The following is a 21,471-nucleotide window of genomic DNA, read 5'->3' as shown; positions in this document are numbered from 1 at the left end:
CTCCGTATCACCTGGTACGGAGCTTTTTCTATGTCTTCCATATTTATCCCCTTGACATGACGGGCCGGAATTCCTGTCAGGTCAGGCTTTCTGCTGTTTCTCTTATCTCCGGTTCAGTCCTGCCAGAACCTCCCTTAATTTCTCCACGTTTCCATCATCAAAGCAGTATCCGTCCATTCCGCAGCGGCGCGCTCCTTCTATGTTCAGCTCCAGGTCATCCACAAAAAAGCATTCCTCAGGCTTCAGGCCAAACCGCTTAAAGAGATGGACGTATATCTCCTTCTGGGGCTTCAGGCACAGGACGTCGGCCGAGAACAGGATACCGTCAAAGCAGTCCACTGCAGGAAGCACATCCTTATAGCAGCTCAAAAGGCGTACGGATGCATTGGAGCACAGGTAGATACCATAGCCCATGGACTTAAGCCACCTGACCACGTCCTCCATTCCTTCCTTCTTATACATGTTGAACTCATGCCAGCGGTAAAAACACAGGGCTGCCAGGCTGCGCTCCTCCTCCGTGTCCAGACGGGCCTGCATCTTTTTTAAGGCCATTTCCTCCGGCATAACACCCATGTCCAGCAGAATCCACTCAGGTGATACGAATACGGAAGTGCTGACCTTTTTCCGGGTCTCCTGGTCTTCTATGAAATGCCTGCACACCCCGTCCGCCGTATAGTCCACCAGTACATTTCCCATGTCGAAAACAATGTTCTTAATCATCCTATCCTCCTGCTCTTTTTCCCGGTCCGCCTGGGGCAGGGCTGACTTCCCCCTCCTGCAGCCGGACCTTGGTTCATGATATTCAAAAACCCGGGACAGGGCCCCGGGTTTCATGTCTCTTAGGCTTCCGGTTTTTCAACCTGGATAATGGCAGCCTTCTGCATTGGAATACGGCAGTTCTTATTATTACCGAATTCCACAATGACTGTATCATCTGTCATGTCGATGATAACACCATAGAATCCGCTGCTGGTGAGAATGGTATCACCAACTGCAACGCTTTCCAGCAATTCCTTCTGTCTTTGCTTCTCCTTCTTCTGAGGACGGATTGCCATGAAATATAACATACCTCCCAGAAGAACAATATAGAGAACCCAGAACATCGGACCACTTGTCATTCCATTTTCCTCCTTCACACCTACTGCCGCCTCGCCGCAGTAGTTTCTTATTCAACAGACGCCGTACTGGCCCCACGGCCGGAACCTTCCATACCGGCAAGCTTGGCCGCTTTATACTCAGCATAGCGGTGTTCCTCGATGGCGTCGCGAATCTCTTTCATCATTGTATTATAAAAATACAAATTATGCAAGGTACATAATCTCATTCCAAGCATTTCTTTTGCCTTCAGCAGATGGCGGATATAGGCCCTGCTGTAGGAACGGCAGGCAGGACAGCCGCATCCCTCTTCTATGGGACGGGAATCCAGCTCGTATTTCTGGTTAAACAGGTTTCGTTTTCCCTGGTTGGTGTATACATGGCCGTGACGTCCGTTCCTGGAAGGATACACACAGTCAAAGAAGTCCACGCCCCGGTCCACTGCCTCCAGTATATTGGCCGGAGTACCCACGCCCATAAGGTATACGGGCTTGTCCTCAGGCAGGCAGGGTACTGTCACATCCAGGATATGATACATCTCCTCATGGCTCTCACCCACAGCCAGGCCGCCCACGGCATAGCCGTCCAGGTCCATCTCCCGTATGGTCCTTGCATGTTCCATACGTATGCTGTCCACCACGCCGCCCTGGTTGATGCCAAACAGCAGCTGCTCCCGGTTCACCGTGTCCGGCAGGGAGTTAAGACGCTCCATCTCGGTCTTACAGCGGGCCAGCCACCGGGTGGTACGCTCCACTGAATTCCGGATGTAATCGTCGCTTGCATGGCTGGGAGGGCATTCGTCAAATGCCATGGCAATGGTGGAGCCCAGATTGGACTGAATCTGCATGCTCTCCTCAGGTCCCATAAATATCTTATGGCCGTCGATATGGGAGTTGAAGTAAACCCCTTCCTCCTTAATCTTGCGCAGGCCTGCCAGGGAAAACACCTGAAACCCGCCGGAATCCGTAAGGATGGGACGGTCCCAGTTCATAAACTTGTGAAGCCCGCCAAATTCCCTTATGAGCCTGTCACCGGTGCGCACATGGAGATGGTAGGTATTGGACAGCTCCACCTGGGTGCCGATTTCCCGGAGGTCATCCGTTGAAACCGCGCCCTTGATGGCGCCCACGGTTCCCACATTCATGAATACCGGCGTCTCTATGGTTCCATGGACTGTTTCCATGCGGGCGCGTTTCGCGCGCCCGTCCTTTGTTATGACTTGATATTTCATATAATATGCCTCAATTATTCCTCATCGTCTGCCAGGGCAGCTTTAATCATGATGGCGCACTCAATCCGCTTCTTCTGCATCTCGCAGCCAATGTCATAGGAGCCATTGATGGAACCGCTGAAATTATACGCATTGGCAGCACAGCCGCCGCTGCAGTAGAACCTGGCAAAGCAGTCCTTGCATCCGGGCTTGGCATATACGTTGCAGGACTTGAACTCATCCCGGATGTCCGTGTTCACAATGCCTGTGTCCACATTGCCCAGAAGGAACTTCTCATTGCCCACAAACTGATGGCAGGGATAGAGGTCGCCCCAGGGGGTTACTGCCAGATACTCGGTACCGGAACCGCAGCCGGCCATGCGCTTTGCCACGCAGGGGCCTGCCTTTAAATCCAGCATGAAATGGAAGAAGTTGAATCCCCTTCCCTCTTTCTTCCGCTTGATATACTCCAGAGCCAGGCGGTCGTATTCCTTTAAGATGGCCGGGATATCCTCCTCCTGGATGGCGTAATCCTCTGCCGGGTCAGCCACCACCGGCTCCATGGACATCTGCTCAAATCCCAAATCCGCATAGTGAAGCACGTCGTCCGCGAAATCCAGATTGTTCCTTGTAAAGGTGCCGCGGACATAATAATTCATCTGTTTCCTGCTGTGCGCAAACTTCTGGAACTTGGGGACAATCAGGTCATAGCTGCCGCTGCCGTTGCGGAAGGGGCGCATCTTATCATTGACATCCTTCCGGCCGTCCAGGCTCAGCACCACATTGCTCATCTCGCGGTTGCAGAACTCCATTACTTCATCATTTAACAGCACACCGTTGGTGGTCAGGGTGAAACGGAACTTCTTATGATGGGCTTCCTCCTGGGAACGGCCGTATTCCACCAGCCGCTTCACTACGTCCCAGTTCATGAGCGGCTCTCCGCCAAAGAAGTCCACCTCCAGATGCTCCCTGTTGCCGGAATTGGCAATGAGGAAATCCAGGGCCTTCTTTCCCACCTCATAGCTCATGAGGGCGCGGCGGCCATGGTACTCGCCTTCCTCTGCAAAGCAGTAACGGCAGGCCAGGTTGCAGTCATGGGCAATGTGCAGGCACAGTGCCTTGACCACGGTTTTCCTCTTCTTAAAGTCTACCACAAAATCCCTGTAAATATCCTTGGTCAGGAGCTGCTCCGCATCAATCAGCTGCTGGATTTCCTCCAAAGCCTCCCCTATATCCTCAGTGCTGTATCTGTCCTTCAGACAGACCATTACATTTTCCTTTACCTCCGCAGGCAGAGCAGCAGGCTCTTCCATCTCCGGAATCCGCTGTGAAACCAGCTGCACCGCATCGTAGACAACCGGGTCCACCACATGGACAGAACCGCTGTTAACGTCCAGAACTATATGGTAACCATTATTTATATACTGATGAATCACGAATCTACTCTCTCTTTCTAAGGGCCGCCGGCCCCAAATCCTGTGCATGGTAAAGCCCCTATAATCCCATCGACCATAGGGGCTTACGACCAATTTCCTGTATGTATCTCTTCTGACCGGCGATTAGCGGTTAGCGTTCTCGCAGCTCTGGTTTCCTACTGTACAGGATGTCTTGCAGGCTGACTGGCAGGAAGTCTGGCACTCGCCGCATCCGCCCTTCTTCATTGTATCCTTTAAGGTATTGGTATTCAATGTCTTAACGTGCTTCATACTACGGCACCTCCTATTCATTTAATTTTATTAATTATATGAACTTATAATTCCTTGAAATTATAACACAGGTTAAAGTCCCTTGCAACGGTATTTTCAAAGGTTTGTCATATTAAAGGCTCCTCCGGGAATATACTGCAACATAGATTCTTTCAAAAGGAGAACAATATATGGAAAATGGAATTGTGAAGCCCATGCTCCGCTCCCTGCTCATCTCCTATGTGCTGTCCGGAATCCTCCTGGCTGCCCTGGCATTTGCCCTCTATAAGCTGCGTCTGAAAGAGGGACAGGTGAACCTGATGGTGTATGCCGTATATTTGCTGACCTGCTTATCCGGCGGTTTCCTGGCAGGCAAACGCATCCGGCAGCGCCGGTTCTTCTGGGGGCTGCTGTCCGGCCTCCTGTACTTCCTGGTACTTTTTGCTGTGTCCTGGGCCATGAACATGGGGTCTGCCATTGATATGGAACGCTCCGTCACTGTCATGGGCATATGCGCGCTGGGGGGAACCATAGGAGGAATGCTCAGTTAATGTTTTAAAGAGAGAATGCCTGCTTCCAGTCATGGCCATGGAAACCGGGCATTCTCTCTTTTCTTCCGTCCGGCGGCTTGCCGCCAGCCTTATTTTTTCTTCTTCATCCCTGACTCTTCCAGGCTCTTTACGGCCTGGGCCAGCACAAAGACAGCGCTTCCCAGGAACACGAACATGTCCCCCAGATTAAACACCACCTTCTTAAGGGATTTCCATTCTATGGTGAAATAATCCACCACATATCCCCGCACCACGCGGTCATACAGATTGCTTAGGGCGCCTCCCATCACAAGGGACAAGCCCAGCTTTTCCCCGGTTTTGCCCTTATCCGGCATCATGGCTGCCAGGGCTCCGGCCATGGCAGATATCACCATCAGCGGAATGCCCTTTACCAGTTCCGGCCTTTCCTTCATAAATCCGAAGGGAAAACCGCTGTTATGGTTCTTATGCAGCTTTATAAAACCTTTGGCAGACGGCAGCTCCCTTGGAAACGTGTCATCCTCCTGGCCCTCCACCACACTTTTGACCCCCAGGTCCAGGGCAGCCAGCCCGCCTATTATCCAGCCATAAATCATAGATTCGCCTTCCTTTCCACCCTTTTATTCCATTTTACTATGGTTTCACACCCCCGTCCAGTGAAAGGTTTCTGATTTCCAGCATATACTATAACAAATATCCTGACCGAGGTGTGCCATGGCAGACTGCCCATTTAATTCCGCCGACGAAAATATTGCTGATTTCATATACAGGATAGGAAGCCAGCAGCAGATAATCGGCGACCCGGCCGATATTCCCTGTATGGATTATGTGAACGATGAATACAGTATCATCTACACTCCTCTGGATACCGTAACCCCCATTTCCCTGGCCCGATACAGCTACTATACGGTGCCCGGGCTTTTTTCCCTCCTGGACAGTTCCAGCATGGAGGCCTCCGGCATACTCACCACCTTTGCCGCGCCGGCCCTGGGAAACAGGGGACGCGGAACCCTTATCGGCATCGTGGATACCGGCATTGACTATACCAACCCCTTATTCCGTTATTCCGACGGCTCTACCCGAATCGTGGGGCTGTGGGACCAGAGCATCCCCGCAGGAGCGGATGCAGTCCCATCCGGAGTGCCGGCCTATTATGAACTCAGCGGCGCCTCCTATGGCACTGAATTCACCAGGGAACAAATCAATGAAGCCCTGGCCTCCGATTCCCCCCTTGACCTGGTACCCTCCACGGACACCAACGGGCACGGCACCTTCCTGGCCGGAATTGCAGCCGGCACCTCCCTGCCGGAGCAGGACTTCACGGGCGCTGCGCCGGAGTGCGAACTGGTGGTGGTCAAACTGAAACAAGCCAAACGCTATCTCCGGGATTTCTATCTTGTGAGCCAGGAAGCGGATGCTTACCAGGAAAATGATATCATGATGGGAATCAAATATCTGAGGGTGGCTGCCTTCCGCCTCAGCCGCCCCTTAATCATCCTTATAGCCCTGGGCTCCAACCTGGGAAGCCACGAGGGTACCTCACCCTTAAGCGGCGTTGTCCAGGATGCCAGCCGGTTCCTTGGCCGGGCCGCGGTCATTGCCGCAGGCAACGAGACAGGCCGCGCCCACCACTATTTCGGCACCATTCCGGCCGGACGCGAATGGGACGACGTGGAAATCCGGGTGGGACCGGAGGAATCCGGGCGGGGTTTTTCCCTGGAGCTATGGGCTTCCACTGCCGACACCTATTCCGTGGGATTCATCTCGCCAAGCGGGGAAACCATCTCCCGCATTCCTATTATAGCCAGGAATGAAACCTCTATCCCTTTTCTTCTGGAGCCAACCGTCATCACGGTTAATTACCAGCTCATTGAAACCGGCGCCGGAAAACAGCTGATATTCATGCGTTTTAAAAATCCGGTGGCCGGCATATGGAAGGTGCGGGTCTATAATACCCAGTATTTTACAGGCGAATTTCATATGTGGCTGCCCTCTGAAGGACTGATATCGGATGAAACCGTATTTCTGCGTCCCACCCCCGACACCACCATTACCCTGCCCGGAAATACCGCAGCCCCCATTACAGTGGGGGCATACAACCACCTGAACAACAGCATCTACATCCATTCCAGCCGCGGCTTCACTCCCTCCGGCATCGTAAAACCGGAGCTGGCAGCTCCCGGCGTCAATGTGATGGGCCCATCCCTGGGACGCAGGGGCAATGGCTCTGTCCCCATGACAACCCGCAGCGGCACCTCTGTTGCTGCCGCCCATGTGGCAGGCGCTGTGGCCAGCCTCTATAGCTGGGGAATCGTGGAAGGCAACCAGATTACCATGAGCCAGGCATCTGTAAAATCTTATTTAATCCGGGGTGCAAAAAGAAATCCAGCGCTCCGCTACCCCAATGAAGAATGGGGGTATGGAGCACTGGATTTATACGAAACATTCCGGCGCATCTGGGAATGATACAAGGCGCATCAGGAAACCGATTCCCGCCCACCGAAAAATAAATCATCCCCGCATCCGTATCAATGGTCCGCCGCTTTTTTCCAGATAGGGACGGGTGACAACCACAGAGCCTATATTGGGGTCCTTGGGAATCTCATACATGATATCCAGCATGAATTCCTCCAGGATAGCCCTAAGGGCCCTGGCCCCGGTCCCTCTCTTGATGGCTTCGCCGGCAATCCACTTAAGGGCCTCATCCTCAAAGACCAGCCGTACCTCATCCATCTCCAGCAGACGTTCGTACTGCTTGGTGATGGCATTCTTCGGCTCTTTCAGGATACGCACCATCATATCCTCCGTAAGCCCCTGCAGGGTCACTGTCACGGGAAGCCTGCCCAGGAACTCGGGAATCATGCCAAAGGTCCGCAAATCTTCATTGGTCACCTGGCCCAGTATATCCGGGTCCTTGTCATATGTATCCTTCAGGATAGAGCCAAAGCCCATGGTGGTTTTCTTCATCAAACGTTCCTTGATGATTTCCTCCAGGTCAGGGAAGGCGCCGCCGCAGATAAACAGAATGTTATCCGTGTTCACGGTTGCCATGGGTGTCATGGCATTCTTCTGGTTGGAGCCCACCGGCACCTCCACAGTGCTTCCCTCCAGCAGCTTGAGAAGCTCCTGCTGTACGGACTCGCCGCTTACATCTCTGGTATTGGTCTGTTTCTTCTTGGCAATCTTGTCAATCTCATCGATGAATATGATTCCTCTCTGTGCCCGCTCCACATCGTTATCAGCAGCAGCCAGAAGCTTGGATACCACACTCTCTATATCGTCGCCGATATAACCGGCCTCTGTCAGGGAAGTGGCGTCGGCAATGGCCAGCGGCACGTCCAGAAGCCTGGCCAGCGTCTTAACCAGGTAGGTCTTTCCGCTTCCTGTGGGTCCAATCATCAGTATATTGGACTTCTCAATGACAACGCTCTTATCCGCTTCTGCATTCTCCCCGGCCTCATCCCCGGACGGATGGTCCAGAAACGCCCTTTTATAATGGTTATATACAGCCACCGCCATTACCTTCTTGGCCTTCTCCTGGCCGATTACGTATTCATCCAGGCTGGCCTTGATGACATGGGGCGCCGGTATATCCTTCATGGTCAGGACCGGCTGTTCCTTTGCCTTTTTCTTGATTTTCTGCTTCTTGGGAATCTCCACTGCGGGAGGCGTCATGTTCAGGTCGTTAAGGTTCATATTCATATAGGGCATATTGGGCAGTTTGGAAAAATCCATGCCCCCCTTTGTAACGGAATCAAAGGCCTTCTGCATACAGTCATGACAGAGATTCATGCCGCCGGGCATGGATATCATGGGTCCGGCCTTGCTCTCAGGCCGGCGGCACATGTAACACACCTTCTCGTAGCGGTCCTCTTCCTTCTGTTTGTCTTTATCTTCACCCTGGCCGGATGTCTCCGCATCCCGGGTATAATCTTTCTCGTCCAAGTCAGTTCTCCTCTCTGTTAAAGGGCGTGCCGGGCCGTCTTCCCGCCGCTTAACGTAAAGTATATAACAAAATGCTTCCCCAAACAAGAGGAAGCATTTTCATTTCATAATTGTTTTGAAAAATTTAAGTTATTGGGCCGCGTTTTCCGTATTCTCCTGGGGCATGGCTTTCAGGGTAATGGAGACTGTCCTTTCCTGGTATTCCCCATCCTTTTGGGTCTGAACCGTCAGGTCAATCTGCTCTCCCATCTCATAGCAGGACAAAAGCTCCTGCAAATCCGTCATGTTCCTGACGCTTTGGCCGTCCACCTTAGTGATGATATCCTTTTCCCTCAGGTCTGACTGGGCTGCAGCTCCTTCCTCCAGTATCTTGTATACATAAACGCCTCTTGGCATTCCAAAGGCTGCCGCGGATTCCTCGTCCACACTGGTCCCCTGTATGCCCAGATAACCCCTCTTTGCTTCCTCCACCGGATTCATGGTTCTGCGGTTCATGAGCTGATTCATGATATCCTCTGCTTTGGAAATGGGAATGGCATAGCCGATTCCCTCCACCTCTGTGGAGGAATACTTAGCGGCATTGATACCTATAACCTCTCCCTTCATATTGAGAAGAGCGCCTCCGCTGTTGCCCGGATTGATGGCCGCATCGGTCTGCAGAAGCTCCCTGGTGCTGGTATTGGATACCCTGACCTCCCGGTTAAGGGCGCTTACATAACCCACTGTCACGGACTGGCCGTAGCCCAGCGCATTGCCGATGGCAATGACGCCCTGTCCAACCTTCAGCTCATCGGAATTGCCCAGTCTGGCCACTTTAATCTTGCTCTTGGTGTCATCCTTAATCTGCTCCAGAGGCACGGCAATGACTGCCAGGTCTGTCTCTGCATCCGTTCCCTTGATGGCTGCGTCCACCACCTCATTGTCAATAAAAGCCACCTTCAGGGAGGTGGAATCCTCCACCACATGGTTATTGGTCACAATGAGAAGCTCCCTGTCGTTCTCACCCACAATGATTCCGGAACCGCTGCTGGGTACCTCGTAGGTCTGGGGGCCTCCCCGGAAGAACCAGCCATAGCCGAAATTATTGCTCTGGTATACTGCGGTGCTGGTGATTGCCACCACCGTGGGCATGGCCTGCTCCACTATATCGGATACATCGGCCACTGCCTTTCCATTGTTTCTCTGGCCCTGCTGATTTCCTCCGTCGCCCTGGGGAGTGCCTCCCGGCCCGTTATCCCGGCTTTCCGTCTGGGCCTTTGGTATCTCCTCCTTCTTTTCCGGCTCAGCAGATGCCGACGCGCTGTTTCCCATAAATCTGGATGCAGCCACATTCACTCCCACCATGGCTGCCCCTGAGACAGTACCAAAGAGAAGAGCCCCTGCCGTAATCAGGGCTGCCTTTTTGAAGATACCGCCTTTTTTCTTTTTGGGCGGCATATCCTCCGGGCGGGGACGGTTCCCGTACGGGTCCCCTCCATACTGCCTGTTGTCATAGCTCTGGTTATCATAAGACTTCCACCCGTAGTTCTGGTCGTTGTCGTACATTGTAATTCCCCTTTCTCACGTAATCTCCCGATTCTGTACACAGTTTAGCAATGATTTGTGATAAAAGTGTGACCATTTTATTATATAAGACTAAAAAGGCCGGCAGGATATGGTAATCCCTGCCGGCTGTTTCCTGACTTCATTCTGCTGCTTTTATTTTAACACTAATTTCCCGGCCCGATGATGACAGAGCCTGGTCCCTCGGGCACGTATTCATCCGCTGTGCTGCCCGGATAAGCCGCTGTGCTGCCCTTGGTGCTGCCCGGATAGGCTGAGGATGTGCCCTGGCTGCCCGGATAGGCCGAGGATGTACCCTGACTGCCCGGATAAGCGGCCGTGGTTGCCCTGGTGGCTCCCGGATAGGCAGCGCTGGTTGCCTTGGTGGAGTCCTGGCCCGGATAGGTGCCTACACCCGGCCCGGTTGTCTGGTCGCCTTCCGATGTCTCTGCCCCCGGGAATATGCTGCCGGAGCTGCTTTCCCCAGGCCGGCCGGGATGAACGGTACCGGAACTGCTGCTTTCTCCCGGACGTCCGAATATATCATCATCCTCAGGCGGGTCCAGTTCATTGCCGAACTCGTCGGTCTCTATCTCCAAATCCGTCTCGCCGTCAATAATGGACTCATCTGTCTCTGACGTGCTGCTCTCAGACTCATTCTCTTTGGTTTCTTCTTTTTCCGTTGCCTTGGTCGCCTGGGTGGGCTTGGGGATGTACCCGCCGTCTGTACCCACATGGTCGATTGGCTTGGCCTCGTTGTACATGCCTGTATCCGCGGATATCTTGGCGCTGATTTTCTTTACCATATCACTGGGCTGGTAATTTTCATCCCCAAACAGGAACTGGTGGAGAAGGGTTACATTGCTCTCCAGTGTCTGGGGAATGACACAGGCTCCCTTCTTGCCCATATTGGCGTCGCTTCTGGCTGCCGGGAATCCCATGGTATCCGCTATGGTATACTTGGTCAGATTTCTGGCTGCCGGTATAATATCGTCAATCGTGACACTGGAAAGAATCTGGGGGAACACTGCCTCCATGACATTGTTTACCACTGCAAAGTCGGATTTCTTAAGCTTCTGGAAACAGAGGTCAATAATTTCCCGCTGGCGCTCTGTTCTGGCAAAGTCCGTATCCATCTTACGAAGCCTTGCATATGCAACCGCCTGGACACCGTCCAGATGGTTGGGGCCTGCCTGCTTCAGCTGGTAGGAACCAACGCCTGTGGCCTCCACTGTCTCGGTTATATAGGCATTGATATAGTAAAACTCAGCCTTGCTCAGCTCCACATCCACTCCGCCCAGAATATTGACGGCATCCACCACTGCCTTCCAGTTAAAGGTGGCAAAATCATCTATCTGGAGGTCCAGGTTCCTGTTCAGGGCTTCCACCGCCTGTTCAGGACCGCCCAGGAAGTAAGCCTGGTTTATCTTATTATACAGCCCATTATCGTTTATACTCAGATAAGTATCCCGGAACACGCTGACAAGCTTAATCTCGCCGCTGCCCTGGTCGATATTGCATATGATGATAACATCGGCGTTATTGCCCTTTCCAACTGAGTTGTTGCGGCTGTCCACGCCGAAGAGTGCAATGGTCCAGTAACCCTCCATCTCCTCTACCTTTACCTGGTCTATGTTAGGATTTGTCACCAGGCCCGGTTTAAACGCACTGGGCTGAATCAGGTTCATCTTATTTTGCGCGTACCTGTAAAAACCAATACACAGGAGAAATATGACTTCCAGTATGATAAATGCAATTATCATCTTGCGGCGGTGCTTAACCTCTGCCGCTGCCGGGTCCGCTGCCGCTGCTTCCCTGGCCGCCCTGCGGCCGCCTGTTCCGCCTCCGTTCCTTCCCATGGACGAATCCCTGTCCTTGCCCGCGCCAAGGTCTTCCGCCCTGCCGTAGGACCGGCTGTATGTGCGGCCGTTGGTCTCACCGTCTCCCAAACTCCCTGATACCGTTCTGGTCCCTTTGCCTTCCCCCGTGTATCTGGGGCGTTCCCCCGGTCTGCTTCCGGAGATACCAGGTCGTCCGTCAGGCCCGTCGCCTGTGAATCTGGGGCGTTCCCCTTGCCTGCCCCCTGCATATCCGGAACGGCCCGCCGTATTTTCTCCCGTAAACCGCGGACGCTGGCCGTACCTTCCCTCCGCGCCTGCGGGGCGTTCCGCCATCCTCTCACCCCCATAGGCACTGCGGGCGCCATTTTTTCCCGCCGCCAAGGCGCGCTCCAAAGCCCCCTCTCCGCCATAGCGCGGACGTGCGCCCGCACCGGGCCTTGCACCGGCTGCAGAGCCCTGGCTGCGTCCATCCGGAGCAGTCCTGCCTGCACCCCTGTCAGCAGAAGCAGATGTTCTGGGTCTGGGCGCACCGCCCAAACCAGGGCGGCCCTCCGGACCGGTACCATACAGCTCACGGCTGCTGCCCCTGGCGCGCCCCCTTGATGTTGTATCTGAATCAGCCCCAACGCCCGCGCTTATATCGCGCTTCCTGCTGCGGCCTCTTAATCTCTCTTCTTCCTCATCAAATCCATTGTCAAACTCACGATTCATTCGTCCATCCTCATTCCATCACGTAAACCGGGCGCTGAACACACAAGCAGCCCCGCTCCTCTGCCCCGGAACCTGAATCCGGGAGTAACTGCTCATGCACAGGAGCCATCTTAACGCAAACGTCATGCATATCAATATGCATTTTTATTTATAAATCCCTTGAAAACAGTGAGAAACATAATCTTGAAGTCAAAACCCAGACTCCAGTTCTCAATGTAATACAGGTCGTGTTCAATCCTCTTGGTAATCGATGTATCCCCACGGTATCCATTGACCTGGGCCCAGCCTGTAAGCCCCGGACGCACCTGATGCTTAATCATATACCGCGGTATCTCTTCTTTGAACTTTTCCACAAACAGCGGCCGTTCCGGCCTGGGCCCCACCAGACTCATATCTCCTATGAGGACGTTGAAAAACTGGGGCATCTCGTCAATACTTGTCTTGCGTATGAAACGTCCCACAGGCGTCACCCTGGGGTCATGGGGCGTAGTCCACTGGCTCCGTTCCCGGTTGGGGTCCTGGACCTCCATGGAACGGAACTTGTACATCTTAAAAGGCCGGTTGTGCAGCCCTATCCTCTCCTGGCTGAAAAGCACGGGCCCGGGGGAAGTAATCTTAATAAGCAGGGCCGTAACCAGCATGAGCGGCGAAAATACAATCAGACCAAACAGAGCACCGGCAAGGTCCACAATCCGTTTCATAGTGGCGTTAAATACCCCGGTAAGGGGCACATGGCGGATATGGATTACCGGAAGTCCCTGAAGGTCTTCCATATAGGGAATCGTCGGTATTATGTTATTATAATCCGGTATGAACTTTGTATGCACGCCCGATTTCTCGCAGGCCGCCACAATCTGTTCCAGATTGGAGTACTCCTTAATGCTCAGGGTGATGGCGATTTCATCCAGGGTATTGGATGCCAGGAAGTCCTCCAGATGATTGGTGGGGCCCAGTACCTGCACCTTCTTATATAGAAAGCCGGCCGGCCGGTGGTCGTCCAGGATTCCCTGGACATGGTATCCCCATTCCGGATTAACGCTGACCCTGTCGATGAAGCCTTCGGCTGCCCGGCTGTAGCCAATGAGAAGCACATGCTTCTGATTATAACCGTTGGTCCTCAGGGAGCGGAGGAATACACGGATTGAAATCCGCTCTGCTTCCAGCAGGATGATATTAGCAGCAAAAAATGCCAGAATCATCTTTGTGGAGAAGTAGCTCAGATGGCTTACGAACCTTCGCAGGCCAAAAAGCACGAAGGTAAAGAGCATGAGGCCGATGACATTGGCCTTGCAGATATTGGCCAGCTCTGAACGCCGCCCCTGTATCCGTTTGGGCACATACAGATGGAAACTGGCATATAGAATCAGGTATATGGGCACTATAAAAATAAGCGCCATAAAATATACCTGGGGCTTTAGCACTCCTTCGTCTAACGGCAGTACCTTTCCGCTGATGACAATGAACCATGCCAGGGTATAAGCCACCACAGTGACCAGTATATCAAGCAGGACATGAATGCGGTTCAGCCTTTTCTGGTTATCTTTTATCATTGTATTTCACCTTGGTTTCTCAGGGAATCCCTTCTTACCGTAAATATCGTTGTTATTATACATGATAAGCCGTCATTATTCTATAACATTTCTCTTAATTTCGAAAAAGTTCATAATTTAGCAATCTGCCTGGCGGCAAACTCATAGACATAGATAAAGGTCCCTGTAATCAATTCCCATTCAATGGCCAGGTAATTTTTAAGCCGTTCCCTGCTGTAAGGCACCTTGCGGCACTCTTTAGCGGTTGCCAGGCCTTCCTTCACACCGGCCGCATAATCCTTCCCAAATCCCTTTTTCTTAAAAAACATATATTTGAGCCCCATTCCCAGGAGAATCGGAAGAAGATTCACCGCCAGCTGCAAAAGGGGCATGTTCTTATAGTTCAGATAAATATTGTTCCTGGCAGCCAGCTTTACCTTGAAGGGATTGTACTTGGAACCGCTGGTGCCGCTTCCCACATGGTAGACCATGGCCGTGGGACAGTAAATATTGTCATATCCGGCAATCCTGGCCCTGTATCCAACGTCCAGGTCCTCCAGGTACGCAAAATGCATCTCGTCAAAGTATCCGATTTCCTCAAACACCTGGCGGCGGTAGATGGCTGCCCCGGCGCAGGCCGAAAAGATGCGGCAGGCCCTGTTATATTTTGCAGAGGAACGTCCCACGCCCCTCTGGTATGCCCAGCCCAGAAGGCTGTACATATCCCCTGCATCGTCCATCAGCTCCTTGTGGCAGAGCTGAATCATCTTGCAGCTGACGGAAAATATGTTTGGAGAGCGCTCCATTGCCTTAATCATTTCCCCCACATAGTGGCAGTCCGGCTCCGTGTCATTGTTAAGCAGGATTACATAGGGTGTTTTCGAAGCCCTAATCCCCACATTTACCGCCCCTGAGAACCCGGTGTTCCCGGGCAGGAAAATGGCGGGAATCCCGTGCTCCTTCAGCCACTCCACACTTCCGTCCGTGGAGCCGTTGTCCACCACCAGGATGTCAAAAGCCCGGCAAATCTGCAGGTCCAGGGCCCTGAAACAGGGCACCATGAATTTCAGCCCGTTATAATTCGGTATGATGATGGTCACTTTGCTGTGTCCCGCTTCATAATCTATTCTATGGTCACTCATGTGCTTTCGTATCGTCCTCCGGCGCAAACTGTTCGTAAGCCTTAAGGTCATAAGGCTCACCGATTTTTTCCTTCAGAAGGTCCCTGAGCGCAAAATTGGATTTGCGCAGAGTCAGGTTGGGGTTGTAATAGGGGTCGCCCTTTTTGATGATATCCGGCCATTTCCGTATAAAAAGAGCCACCTCCCGGTTAAAGCGGGCAATCTTTTCAGGCGTGTCCTCCAGCCCTCTGGACTTGGATTCATAATGGTAAAAACATGAATAAGGCGCATACACTACCAGTTTCCCCAGGGCGCGTACTTTCATGCAGTAATCAATGTCATTAAAAGCCACCGCCAGCTCCGGGCTTAATCCGCCCACCTGGTCAAAGACGGATTTCTTTGTCATAAGGCAGGCCGCTGTCACGGCGCTGTAGTCCTGGGCGCACATGGCCCTGTGGAAATAGCTGTTCTCCGCCTTGTGAAGGCCGATGAATGTGTGGCCGGCAATGCCGCCAAAGCCAATGACCACTCCGGCATGCTGTATGGTGTCATCTCCATACAGAAGCCTGGCGCCCGCAATTCCCACATCCTCCCTCTGGCAGAATCCCAGCATTTCCTTTATGCTGTCCTCCCCAATCAGCTCCGTGTCATTGTTGAGCAGCAGCAGGTATTCACCCTTAGCAAAGGAAGCCCCATAGTTATTGATGGCAGAATAGTTGAAGCCCTCCTTCCAGGTAACCACCCGGAAATTCTCATGCTCCGCCTGCATCTTATCATAGTAGGCAAAGGTTTCTTTCTGGGAACTGTTATTTTCCACAATAATAAATTCCAGGTTCTGATACGACGATTTATCCATCAGGGAACGGACGCACACATCCAGGTCCTGGCTGTGGTCCTTATTGGGAATAATGACGGACACCAGCGGTTCTCCCTGTATACGGAAGGCGGTGTGGTAAATACCGTAATCCACGCCTTTTTCCACCTTCTCCGCCTGGATTCCCATCCGTTCATAGTGGGCCATAATAGCTCTGGAGCCAGCCTCAAAGGCGTACATCTTGCTCTCCGGGTTACTGGCCGTGGAATTCTGGTGGCAGCGCCAGTGATAGAGAACCTTGGGAATATGGAATACTCCCTTTGCCGCTTCCGTACAGCGGAAAATAAAATCATAATCCTGGGCGCCGTCAAACTCCTGGCGGAACCCTCCCACCTGCTGCAGCAAATCCTGCCTTATAACAAACAGATGGCATATATAGTTGACACTGGTCAGCAAGTCCGGGTTGAAATCAGGTTTGAAATGGGGGTCAAACAACGCCTTCCCATCCATATCCAGCTTATCCTCATCCGAATAAATGACCTGACAGTCCGGATTCTCATTGATTGCCTTTACCACCTCATAAAAAGCATTGGGCGTAAGGGTATCGTCATGGTCGGCCAGGATAACAAAGTCTCCCCTGGCCATATCCAGGGCGGCATTGGTGTTGCCTGAGATTCCGCGGTTGCTTCCCAGAATCTCATAGCGCACCCGCCGGTCCCTGTCCGCGTACTTCTTAAGCACGCGCTCCAGCCCTTCTCCCCTGGGACTTCCGTCCGCAACGCATATCTCCCAGTTGGTATAGGTCTGTCCCATGATGGAGTCCAGCATTTCCCTGAGATAGCGCTCCGGGGTCTTATAGGCAGGAATGACCACTGACAGCATGGGTTCAAAATCAAATACATGCTTTCTCTGTTCCGCCAGTTCCTCGTCCGTTGGCTTTGTCAGCTCATACCACTCGCCGTAATCATAATCATTGTCAATACCCTGGAGCTTATGTTTTGATTTGACCACAAGAGCCTTAAGGCCATGCTCCTTCCAAAAGTCCATGGCCACATGGACTGTCTCCATATTCATCAGGTCCTTAAGCTTTTCCATCCGCTTATGGGCCACGCTGGCACGCTTTGCAATCAGTTCCTCATTGTATTTGATTTTTACCTGGCGTCCCTCGCAGCGAATCAGCAGGTAATAATCCTTTCCCCTCTCATAAGGGAACTGGATATCAAAACCAAAATCCCGGTCATAAACCTTCTTAAAATATATCTGGCTCACATCATCCCTGCGGGTATTTACGTGCTTGAATTTTACCGGCTGGCGCTTCTCATCCTCCACCCGGAAAGTGGCCTTGCTGTCAGGGGATTTACCGATGGCCCATCCGTTAAGTGTAATGGAATTCTCCCGGATGCGTACCACGTCTATCTTATATTTCATGCTTCCTTACCGCCCTTTTTCTCTTCCTCGTTAAAATTAATCCGTTCTTCCTCAATGACCAGCGGGCGCTTCATGACCCGCTGGTTGATGCTCATGATATACTCTCCCAGAAAGCCGATGAAAAACAGCTGCACCGACCCCAAAAACAGCATTCCGATGAGCATGGGCGCCATGCCGGCCGGAAAACGGTCCCACCAAATCAGCTTCATCACCAGGTAGACCAGGGCAATAAGCATGCTGACAACGGCGCATATGCTGCCGAAAATCGTAGCAAGGCGCAGGCCCGCCTTTGTATAGGAAGTAACACTGAGCATAGCGGCATCGTACAGACGGTAAAAATTATTGTGGGTCTTGCCGGCCCTGCGGCGCGGCTGCTCATAGGGAATCTCCTTGCGGCGGTAACCCAGCTCAGCCACGATTCCCCTGAGGAAAGGCGTGGGGTCATCCAGATTCCGCAGGACCTCGATGAATTCCCTGTCATAGAGACCGGAACCAGTGAAATGCTCAATCTGCTCCACATCCGACAATTTCTTAATGGTCTTGTAATAGCAGCTCCGGAGCCAGTACATCAGCCGGTTTTCCTTGCTGCTTGTCTTGATGCCGATGACGATTTTATATCCCTTCTCCCACTCATGGACGTATTTGGGAATCATTTCCACCGGGTCCTGGAAATCCGCCACCATCTCAATGACACAGTCTCCCGTAACCTGGAGCATGCCATAGTACGGGGAATTGAACTGCCCGAAATTCCGTGCATTGAGTATGGCCTTGATGCGGGGGTTGTCTGCGCACAGGCCCCGGATAATATCCCTGGTGCCATCCGTGGAATCATTATCAATGAATACCAGCTCGTAGTCGTACCGGGACAGCTCCCTTTCCACAATTTCCGTTACCGCCTTGCTGATAGGGCCTACATTTTCCGCTTCATTATAACAAGGAATCAATATGCTGATTTTCTTCATATCTCTCTATGCTTCTTCCTTCTCTATGGTTTCTTCGATGCCTTGGCGGAAGGTATACTGTTCCTCCCACCTGCCGCCTGTAAGTCTCTTAAGTCTGGTAATGTCAGGCCGGATAGACAGGGCGCCCTCCTTGGCCTGTACAAAGGTCCCGTACTCCAGCGTTCCCTTAAATCCCACAATCTCATGGATTTCTTCCACAAAGGAACGAAGGGGCCTGGTATCCTGGCTGGCTATGTTGACAATGGAGCTTATGAGTCTCAGGGAACCGTCCCTTTTCCAGTCAGGCGCTTCATCCGCGGCCTGCCTGTATAATTCATATACTGCCTGTACCGCATCCTCAATATACATAAAATTCCACATATGCCTGCATGCGCTTAAGGAAACCTTCTTATCCTGCCTTAAATCCCGCACCAGGGTGGATATGATGGACCAGGGATGATCCCCGTAACCGTATACGCTGAAAAACCTCAGATGGTAATAGTGAAGTCCCAGCCGGCTGCAAAGGGGAGCCGCCTTTTGATAAAACTCCCATTTTGCCTTTCCATATTCATTGATGGGACGGCAGGGAGCATCCTCCTCCATCATCCCGTCCACGGCACCGTATTCCACCCTGGAACCTGCATCCATGAACACGCGGCAGCCCAGACGCGCTGCCGCCTCCACACAGTCCAGGGAACCAGCCACATTGCGGGCCTGGACCTGGGGAGAATCTATCTCCTCCCGGTTCACACCGCCCCAGGCCATATGGAAAAAACCGTCCGCCTGTCCCACTGCCGGAACACAATCCAGCACATGTGCCAGGTCGCAGGGCACTGCATGGAGTCTCTCATGAACCGGAAGCGCTTCCATATGAAGAGAACCCGGACGCACCAGGGCGTACACCTGCGCCCCCTGTTCCAGAAACACCCTGGCCAGATTGCTCCCGATAAAACCGGTTGCCCCGGTAATTACAATGCGCATTTTCTCATCCCTCCTACACCATCTCCAGGTGGTTGGAACGCATGGCCCTGATTTCCACGTTTGTCCCAAACTTCCGGCGTATGCTGTCTGCAATCTCATCCGTATATCCGGGCGCCGTGATTATGATGGCATCCACCGGATGGTCATGAAAATAGTCCGGACCAACAATGGGAAGATGGGATGAGGGTGCAAATTTTCCCTGCTTAAAGGGAGCGGAATCTATGATATACATTGCCTTTTCCCCCAGCCTGGTGGTGGCTGCCAGGGTAAAGCCCTGGTGGCTGGCTCCCCAGACAGCCACCTTCTTATCCCATGCATCCAGATATTTCATGTAGGACTCCATCTCCCGCTTCAGATTTACATAACACTCCAGCAGGTTTTCCGCATCCATCTGCGGGCGCTTTTTCACGATAACGGACAGAGTGTCCCGGTTGATGACCTCGCACTCCTCCACCTGGAACCCGTTGCGCTCCAGCAGAGGGGTAAGAGTCTCGAAGGTATAGTAAGCCAGATGGTCCCGTATCAGCTCATAATAGCTGTTATGGTCCATGATATATTCAAAGCTGGGAACAGTAATAAGCCCCATGGCATCGTCCTCCAGATTGCGGTATATGGCCTGGAGCATGGTGCTGGGGTCGGGCTGGTGCTCCAGGAAATTAAAGGACAGGAACACGTCATACAGTCCGCCCGGGAACCGCGTATCCTCTGTCTCCGTAAATCCCTGCGTCACATTCAGTCCCTGGGCCCTGGCCAGCTCCACCAGATGGGAATCATGCTCTATGCCGTGGGCCTCCACCGGGAACTCCGACAGCACCTTTAAGAATTCTCCCTGGCCACAGCCAACCTCAATGAACTTCTTTCCCTCCAGATGATAGCTCTCAATGAGATGCTTATACTGGTATCTGCGCAGTTCCACCATGGTCCTGGAAAAACCGCCGGCCCGGATTACATCCCGGTAATAGTCCACCGGCTCACAGTCAAACTGGACCAGTCCGCAGCCCATACACTGGCATAAATCCAGGGTCAGTCCCCGGTCCTCCTTTACCCCCTGTGCATCCGGCATGTGCTGGGCCGAGGCAGGCATATTATCTAACGTAAGCAGCGGCGTCTCCCATAAAGGGGCGCCGCAGGCGATGCATCGTTTCATAGACAATTCTCCTTATACATTCCAATCATTTCCCTGATTCCATCCTCAAACGAAATCTCCTGGGCGAATCCCGCTGCTTCCTTAAGCTTTCCGGTATCCGGCACCAGGGACACCACCCCCTCTGCATTGGGAGGACGTTTTCCGTATTCATAGCTGCCCTTCCCCCCGCAGAGCCGATGCATCTGCTCGATGTAGGACTTAAGGGGACGGGTATCATCTCCTGCCACATTATACACGCCGGCCGGTACTTTGGCAAGCAGAAGCCCTGTAAGGGCCCTGGCCGCATCCCTTACATGAAGGAAATTCCACTGCTGGGTACAGGCCCCAAGCTCCATGCGCCCTCCCTTAAGGAAGGTATCCAGGCAGGTTGACACCAGGGACCAGGGGTGGTCCTCCGGGCCGTAGACACTGAATATCCTGGCGTGGACGTAATCAATGCCCAGGGCCCCGGCGGCCTGCTGCGCCCGGCGGCATACCTCCAGCTTATCCTTGCCGTATTCAGACACAGGATGACACACGATTCCCTCCCCCATAACGCCGTCCACAATGCCGTACTCGGCCTGGGAGCCGCTGAAAAGGAACCTGGTGCATCCCAGGCGGGCCGCTGTATGAAGGGAGTCCAGGGCATACCCGATGTTGCGGGCCTGTACCTGGGGGTCCTGGCGGTTGGCGCTTCCGGCGCCCTCCCAGCCCAGATGAAGCCATAGGTCCGCCTTTTTTGGGGGGATAGGGCAAAGCTCCGGGCAGGACTCCAGTTTTCCAATATCCTTCAGGGCAAACGGCAGAAAGGTGAGATTCTCCCTTTGTTCCCCTGCAAGCATTTCAAGCCGGCTGCGGCCAGGAGAATCCGGCCTTACCACTGCAAATACATGATGGCCGCCTGCCAGCAATTCTTTTGTAACAGCCTTTCCGATAAAACTGGTAGCTCCTGTTACGATTACACGCATAAAT

At 52.9% G+C, this 21,471-nt stretch carries 18 protein-coding genes; 2 read left to right on the top strand and 16 right to left on the bottom strand.

Annotated features, from left to right (window positions below; genetic code table 11):
* Positions 1 to 102 precede the first annotated feature (102 nt).
* From FGS84_RS18425 to scfA, 5 genes are all read right to left on the bottom strand, one after another.
* The gene (locus tag FGS84_RS18425) at positions 103 to 720 is read right to left on the bottom strand and encodes an HAD family phosphatase (RefSeq protein ID WP_138309909.1); all 618 of its coding nucleotides are present in this window, start codon (positions 718 to 720) and stop codon (positions 103 to 105) included.
* Between the two features lie 119 nt (positions 721 to 839).
* Positions 840 to 1,118 carry a preprotein translocase subunit YajC gene (gene yajC / locus FGS84_RS18420; RefSeq protein WP_002566537.1) on the bottom strand — a complete coding sequence of 93 codons (279 nt, stop codon included), beginning with the start codon at positions 1,116 to 1,118 and terminating at the stop codon, positions 840 to 842.
* Between the two features lie 47 nt (positions 1,119 to 1,165).
* Positions 1,166 to 2,326, bottom strand: a complete 1,161-nt coding sequence (tgt, locus tag FGS84_RS18415; protein WP_138309908.1) for a tRNA guanosine(34) transglycosylase Tgt — start codon at positions 2,324 to 2,326, stop codon at positions 1,166 to 1,168.
* A 14-nt stretch (positions 2,327 to 2,340) separates the two neighbouring features.
* Entirely contained in the window at positions 2,341 to 3,741 is a 1,401-nt protein-coding gene (scfB, locus tag FGS84_RS18410; protein WP_138309907.1) for a thioether cross-link-forming SCIFF peptide maturase, read from the bottom strand.
* Positions 3,742 to 3,864: 123 nt separating this feature from the next.
* Entirely contained in the window at positions 3,865 to 4,011 is a 147-nt protein-coding gene (gene scfA, locus FGS84_RS18405) for a six-cysteine ranthipeptide SCIFF (protein WP_002566540.1), read from the bottom strand.
* A 170-nt stretch (positions 4,012 to 4,181) separates the two neighbouring features.
* Here scfA and FGS84_RS18400 point away from each other — a divergent pair, with 170 nt between their 5' ends.
* Positions 4,182 to 4,541, top strand: a complete 360-nt coding sequence (locus FGS84_RS18400) for a TIGR04086 family membrane protein (protein ID WP_022201444.1) — start codon at positions 4,182 to 4,184, stop codon at positions 4,539 to 4,541.
* Positions 4,542 to 4,630: 89 nt separating this feature from the next.
* On the opposite strand, the gene FGS84_RS18395 is transcribed toward FGS84_RS18400, so the two are convergent.
* On the bottom strand, positions 4,631 to 5,116 hold the full coding sequence (locus FGS84_RS18395) for a signal peptidase II (protein ID WP_138309906.1): 486 nt from the start codon (positions 5,114 to 5,116) through the stop codon (positions 4,631 to 4,633).
* A gap of 118 nt (positions 5,117 to 5,234) precedes the next feature.
* Here FGS84_RS18395 and FGS84_RS18390 point away from each other — a divergent pair, with 118 nt between their 5' ends.
* Positions 5,235 to 6,986 (top strand): S8 family peptidase, encoded by a 1,752-nt coding sequence (locus tag FGS84_RS18390; protein WP_138309905.1) that lies wholly within the window; start codon positions 5,235 to 5,237, stop codon positions 6,984 to 6,986.
* A 45-nt stretch (positions 6,987 to 7,031) separates the two neighbouring features.
* Here FGS84_RS18390 and clpX read toward each other — a convergent pair whose 3' ends face one another.
* The 10 genes from clpX to FGS84_RS18340 all read right to left on the bottom strand — a co-directional run bounded on the left by clpX (position 7,032) and on the right by FGS84_RS18340 (position 21,467).
* Positions 7,032 to 8,465, bottom strand: a complete 1,434-nt coding sequence (gene clpX, locus FGS84_RS18385) for an ATP-dependent Clp protease ATP-binding subunit ClpX (protein WP_138309904.1) — start codon at positions 8,463 to 8,465, stop codon at positions 7,032 to 7,034.
* A gap of 129 nt (positions 8,466 to 8,594) precedes the next feature.
* Positions 8,595 to 10,010, bottom strand: coding sequence for a trypsin-like peptidase domain-containing protein (locus FGS84_RS18380; RefSeq protein ID WP_138309903.1), 1,416 nt, complete (start codon positions 10,008 to 10,010; stop codon positions 8,595 to 8,597).
* Between the two features lie 164 nt (positions 10,011 to 10,174).
* A complete protein-coding gene (locus tag FGS84_RS18375; protein WP_138309902.1) occupies positions 10,175 to 12,559 on the bottom strand; it encodes an LCP family protein in 2,385 nt (794 codons plus the stop codon).
* Between the two features lie 131 nt (positions 12,560 to 12,690).
* Positions 12,691 to 14,109, bottom strand: coding sequence for an undecaprenyl-phosphate glucose phosphotransferase (locus FGS84_RS18370; protein WP_138309901.1), 1,419 nt, complete (start codon positions 14,107 to 14,109; stop codon positions 12,691 to 12,693).
* Between the two features lie 110 nt (positions 14,110 to 14,219).
* Positions 14,220 to 15,230, bottom strand: coding sequence for a glycosyltransferase family 2 protein (locus tag FGS84_RS18365; protein WP_227147418.1), 1,011 nt, complete (start codon positions 15,228 to 15,230; stop codon positions 14,220 to 14,222).
* Positions 15,223 to 17,451 (bottom strand): glycosyltransferase, encoded by a 2,229-nt coding sequence (locus FGS84_RS18360; protein ID WP_138309900.1) that lies wholly within the window; start codon positions 17,449 to 17,451, stop codon positions 15,223 to 15,225. Before FGS84_RS18360 ends, FGS84_RS18365 begins: the two co-directional genes overlap by 8 nt.
* Entirely contained in the window at positions 17,448 to 18,413 is a 966-nt protein-coding gene (locus tag FGS84_RS18355) for a glycosyltransferase family 2 protein (RefSeq protein WP_138309899.1), read from the bottom strand. The genes FGS84_RS18360 and FGS84_RS18355 overlap by 4 nt, the downstream gene beginning before the upstream one ends.
* 6 nt (positions 18,414 to 18,419) lie before the next feature.
* Positions 18,420 to 19,373 (bottom strand): NAD(P)-dependent oxidoreductase, encoded by a 954-nt coding sequence (locus FGS84_RS18350; protein ID WP_138309898.1) that lies wholly within the window; start codon positions 19,371 to 19,373, stop codon positions 18,420 to 18,422.
* Between the two features lie 13 nt (positions 19,374 to 19,386).
* Positions 19,387 to 20,520: a class I SAM-dependent methyltransferase gene (locus tag FGS84_RS18345; protein ID WP_138309897.1), complete on the bottom strand. Its 1,134-nt coding sequence runs from the start codon at positions 20,518 to 20,520 to the stop codon at positions 19,387 to 19,389.
* Positions 20,517 to 21,467, bottom strand: coding sequence for an NAD(P)-dependent oxidoreductase (locus FGS84_RS18340; RefSeq protein WP_138309896.1), 951 nt, complete (start codon positions 21,465 to 21,467; stop codon positions 20,517 to 20,519). The genes FGS84_RS18345 and FGS84_RS18340 overlap by 4 nt, the downstream gene beginning before the upstream one ends.
* Between the last annotated feature and the right edge of the window lie 4 nt (positions 21,468 to 21,471).

The sequence above is a fragment of the Clostridium sp. 1001271st1 H5 genome (assembly GCF_005845215.1).
In the GTDB taxonomy this organism is placed as follows: Bacteria; Bacillota; Clostridia; order Lachnospirales; family Lachnospiraceae; genus Enterocloster.
Note: the sequence above shows the minus strand (reverse complement) of the source record. Positions and strands in the feature narration are given on the sequence as shown.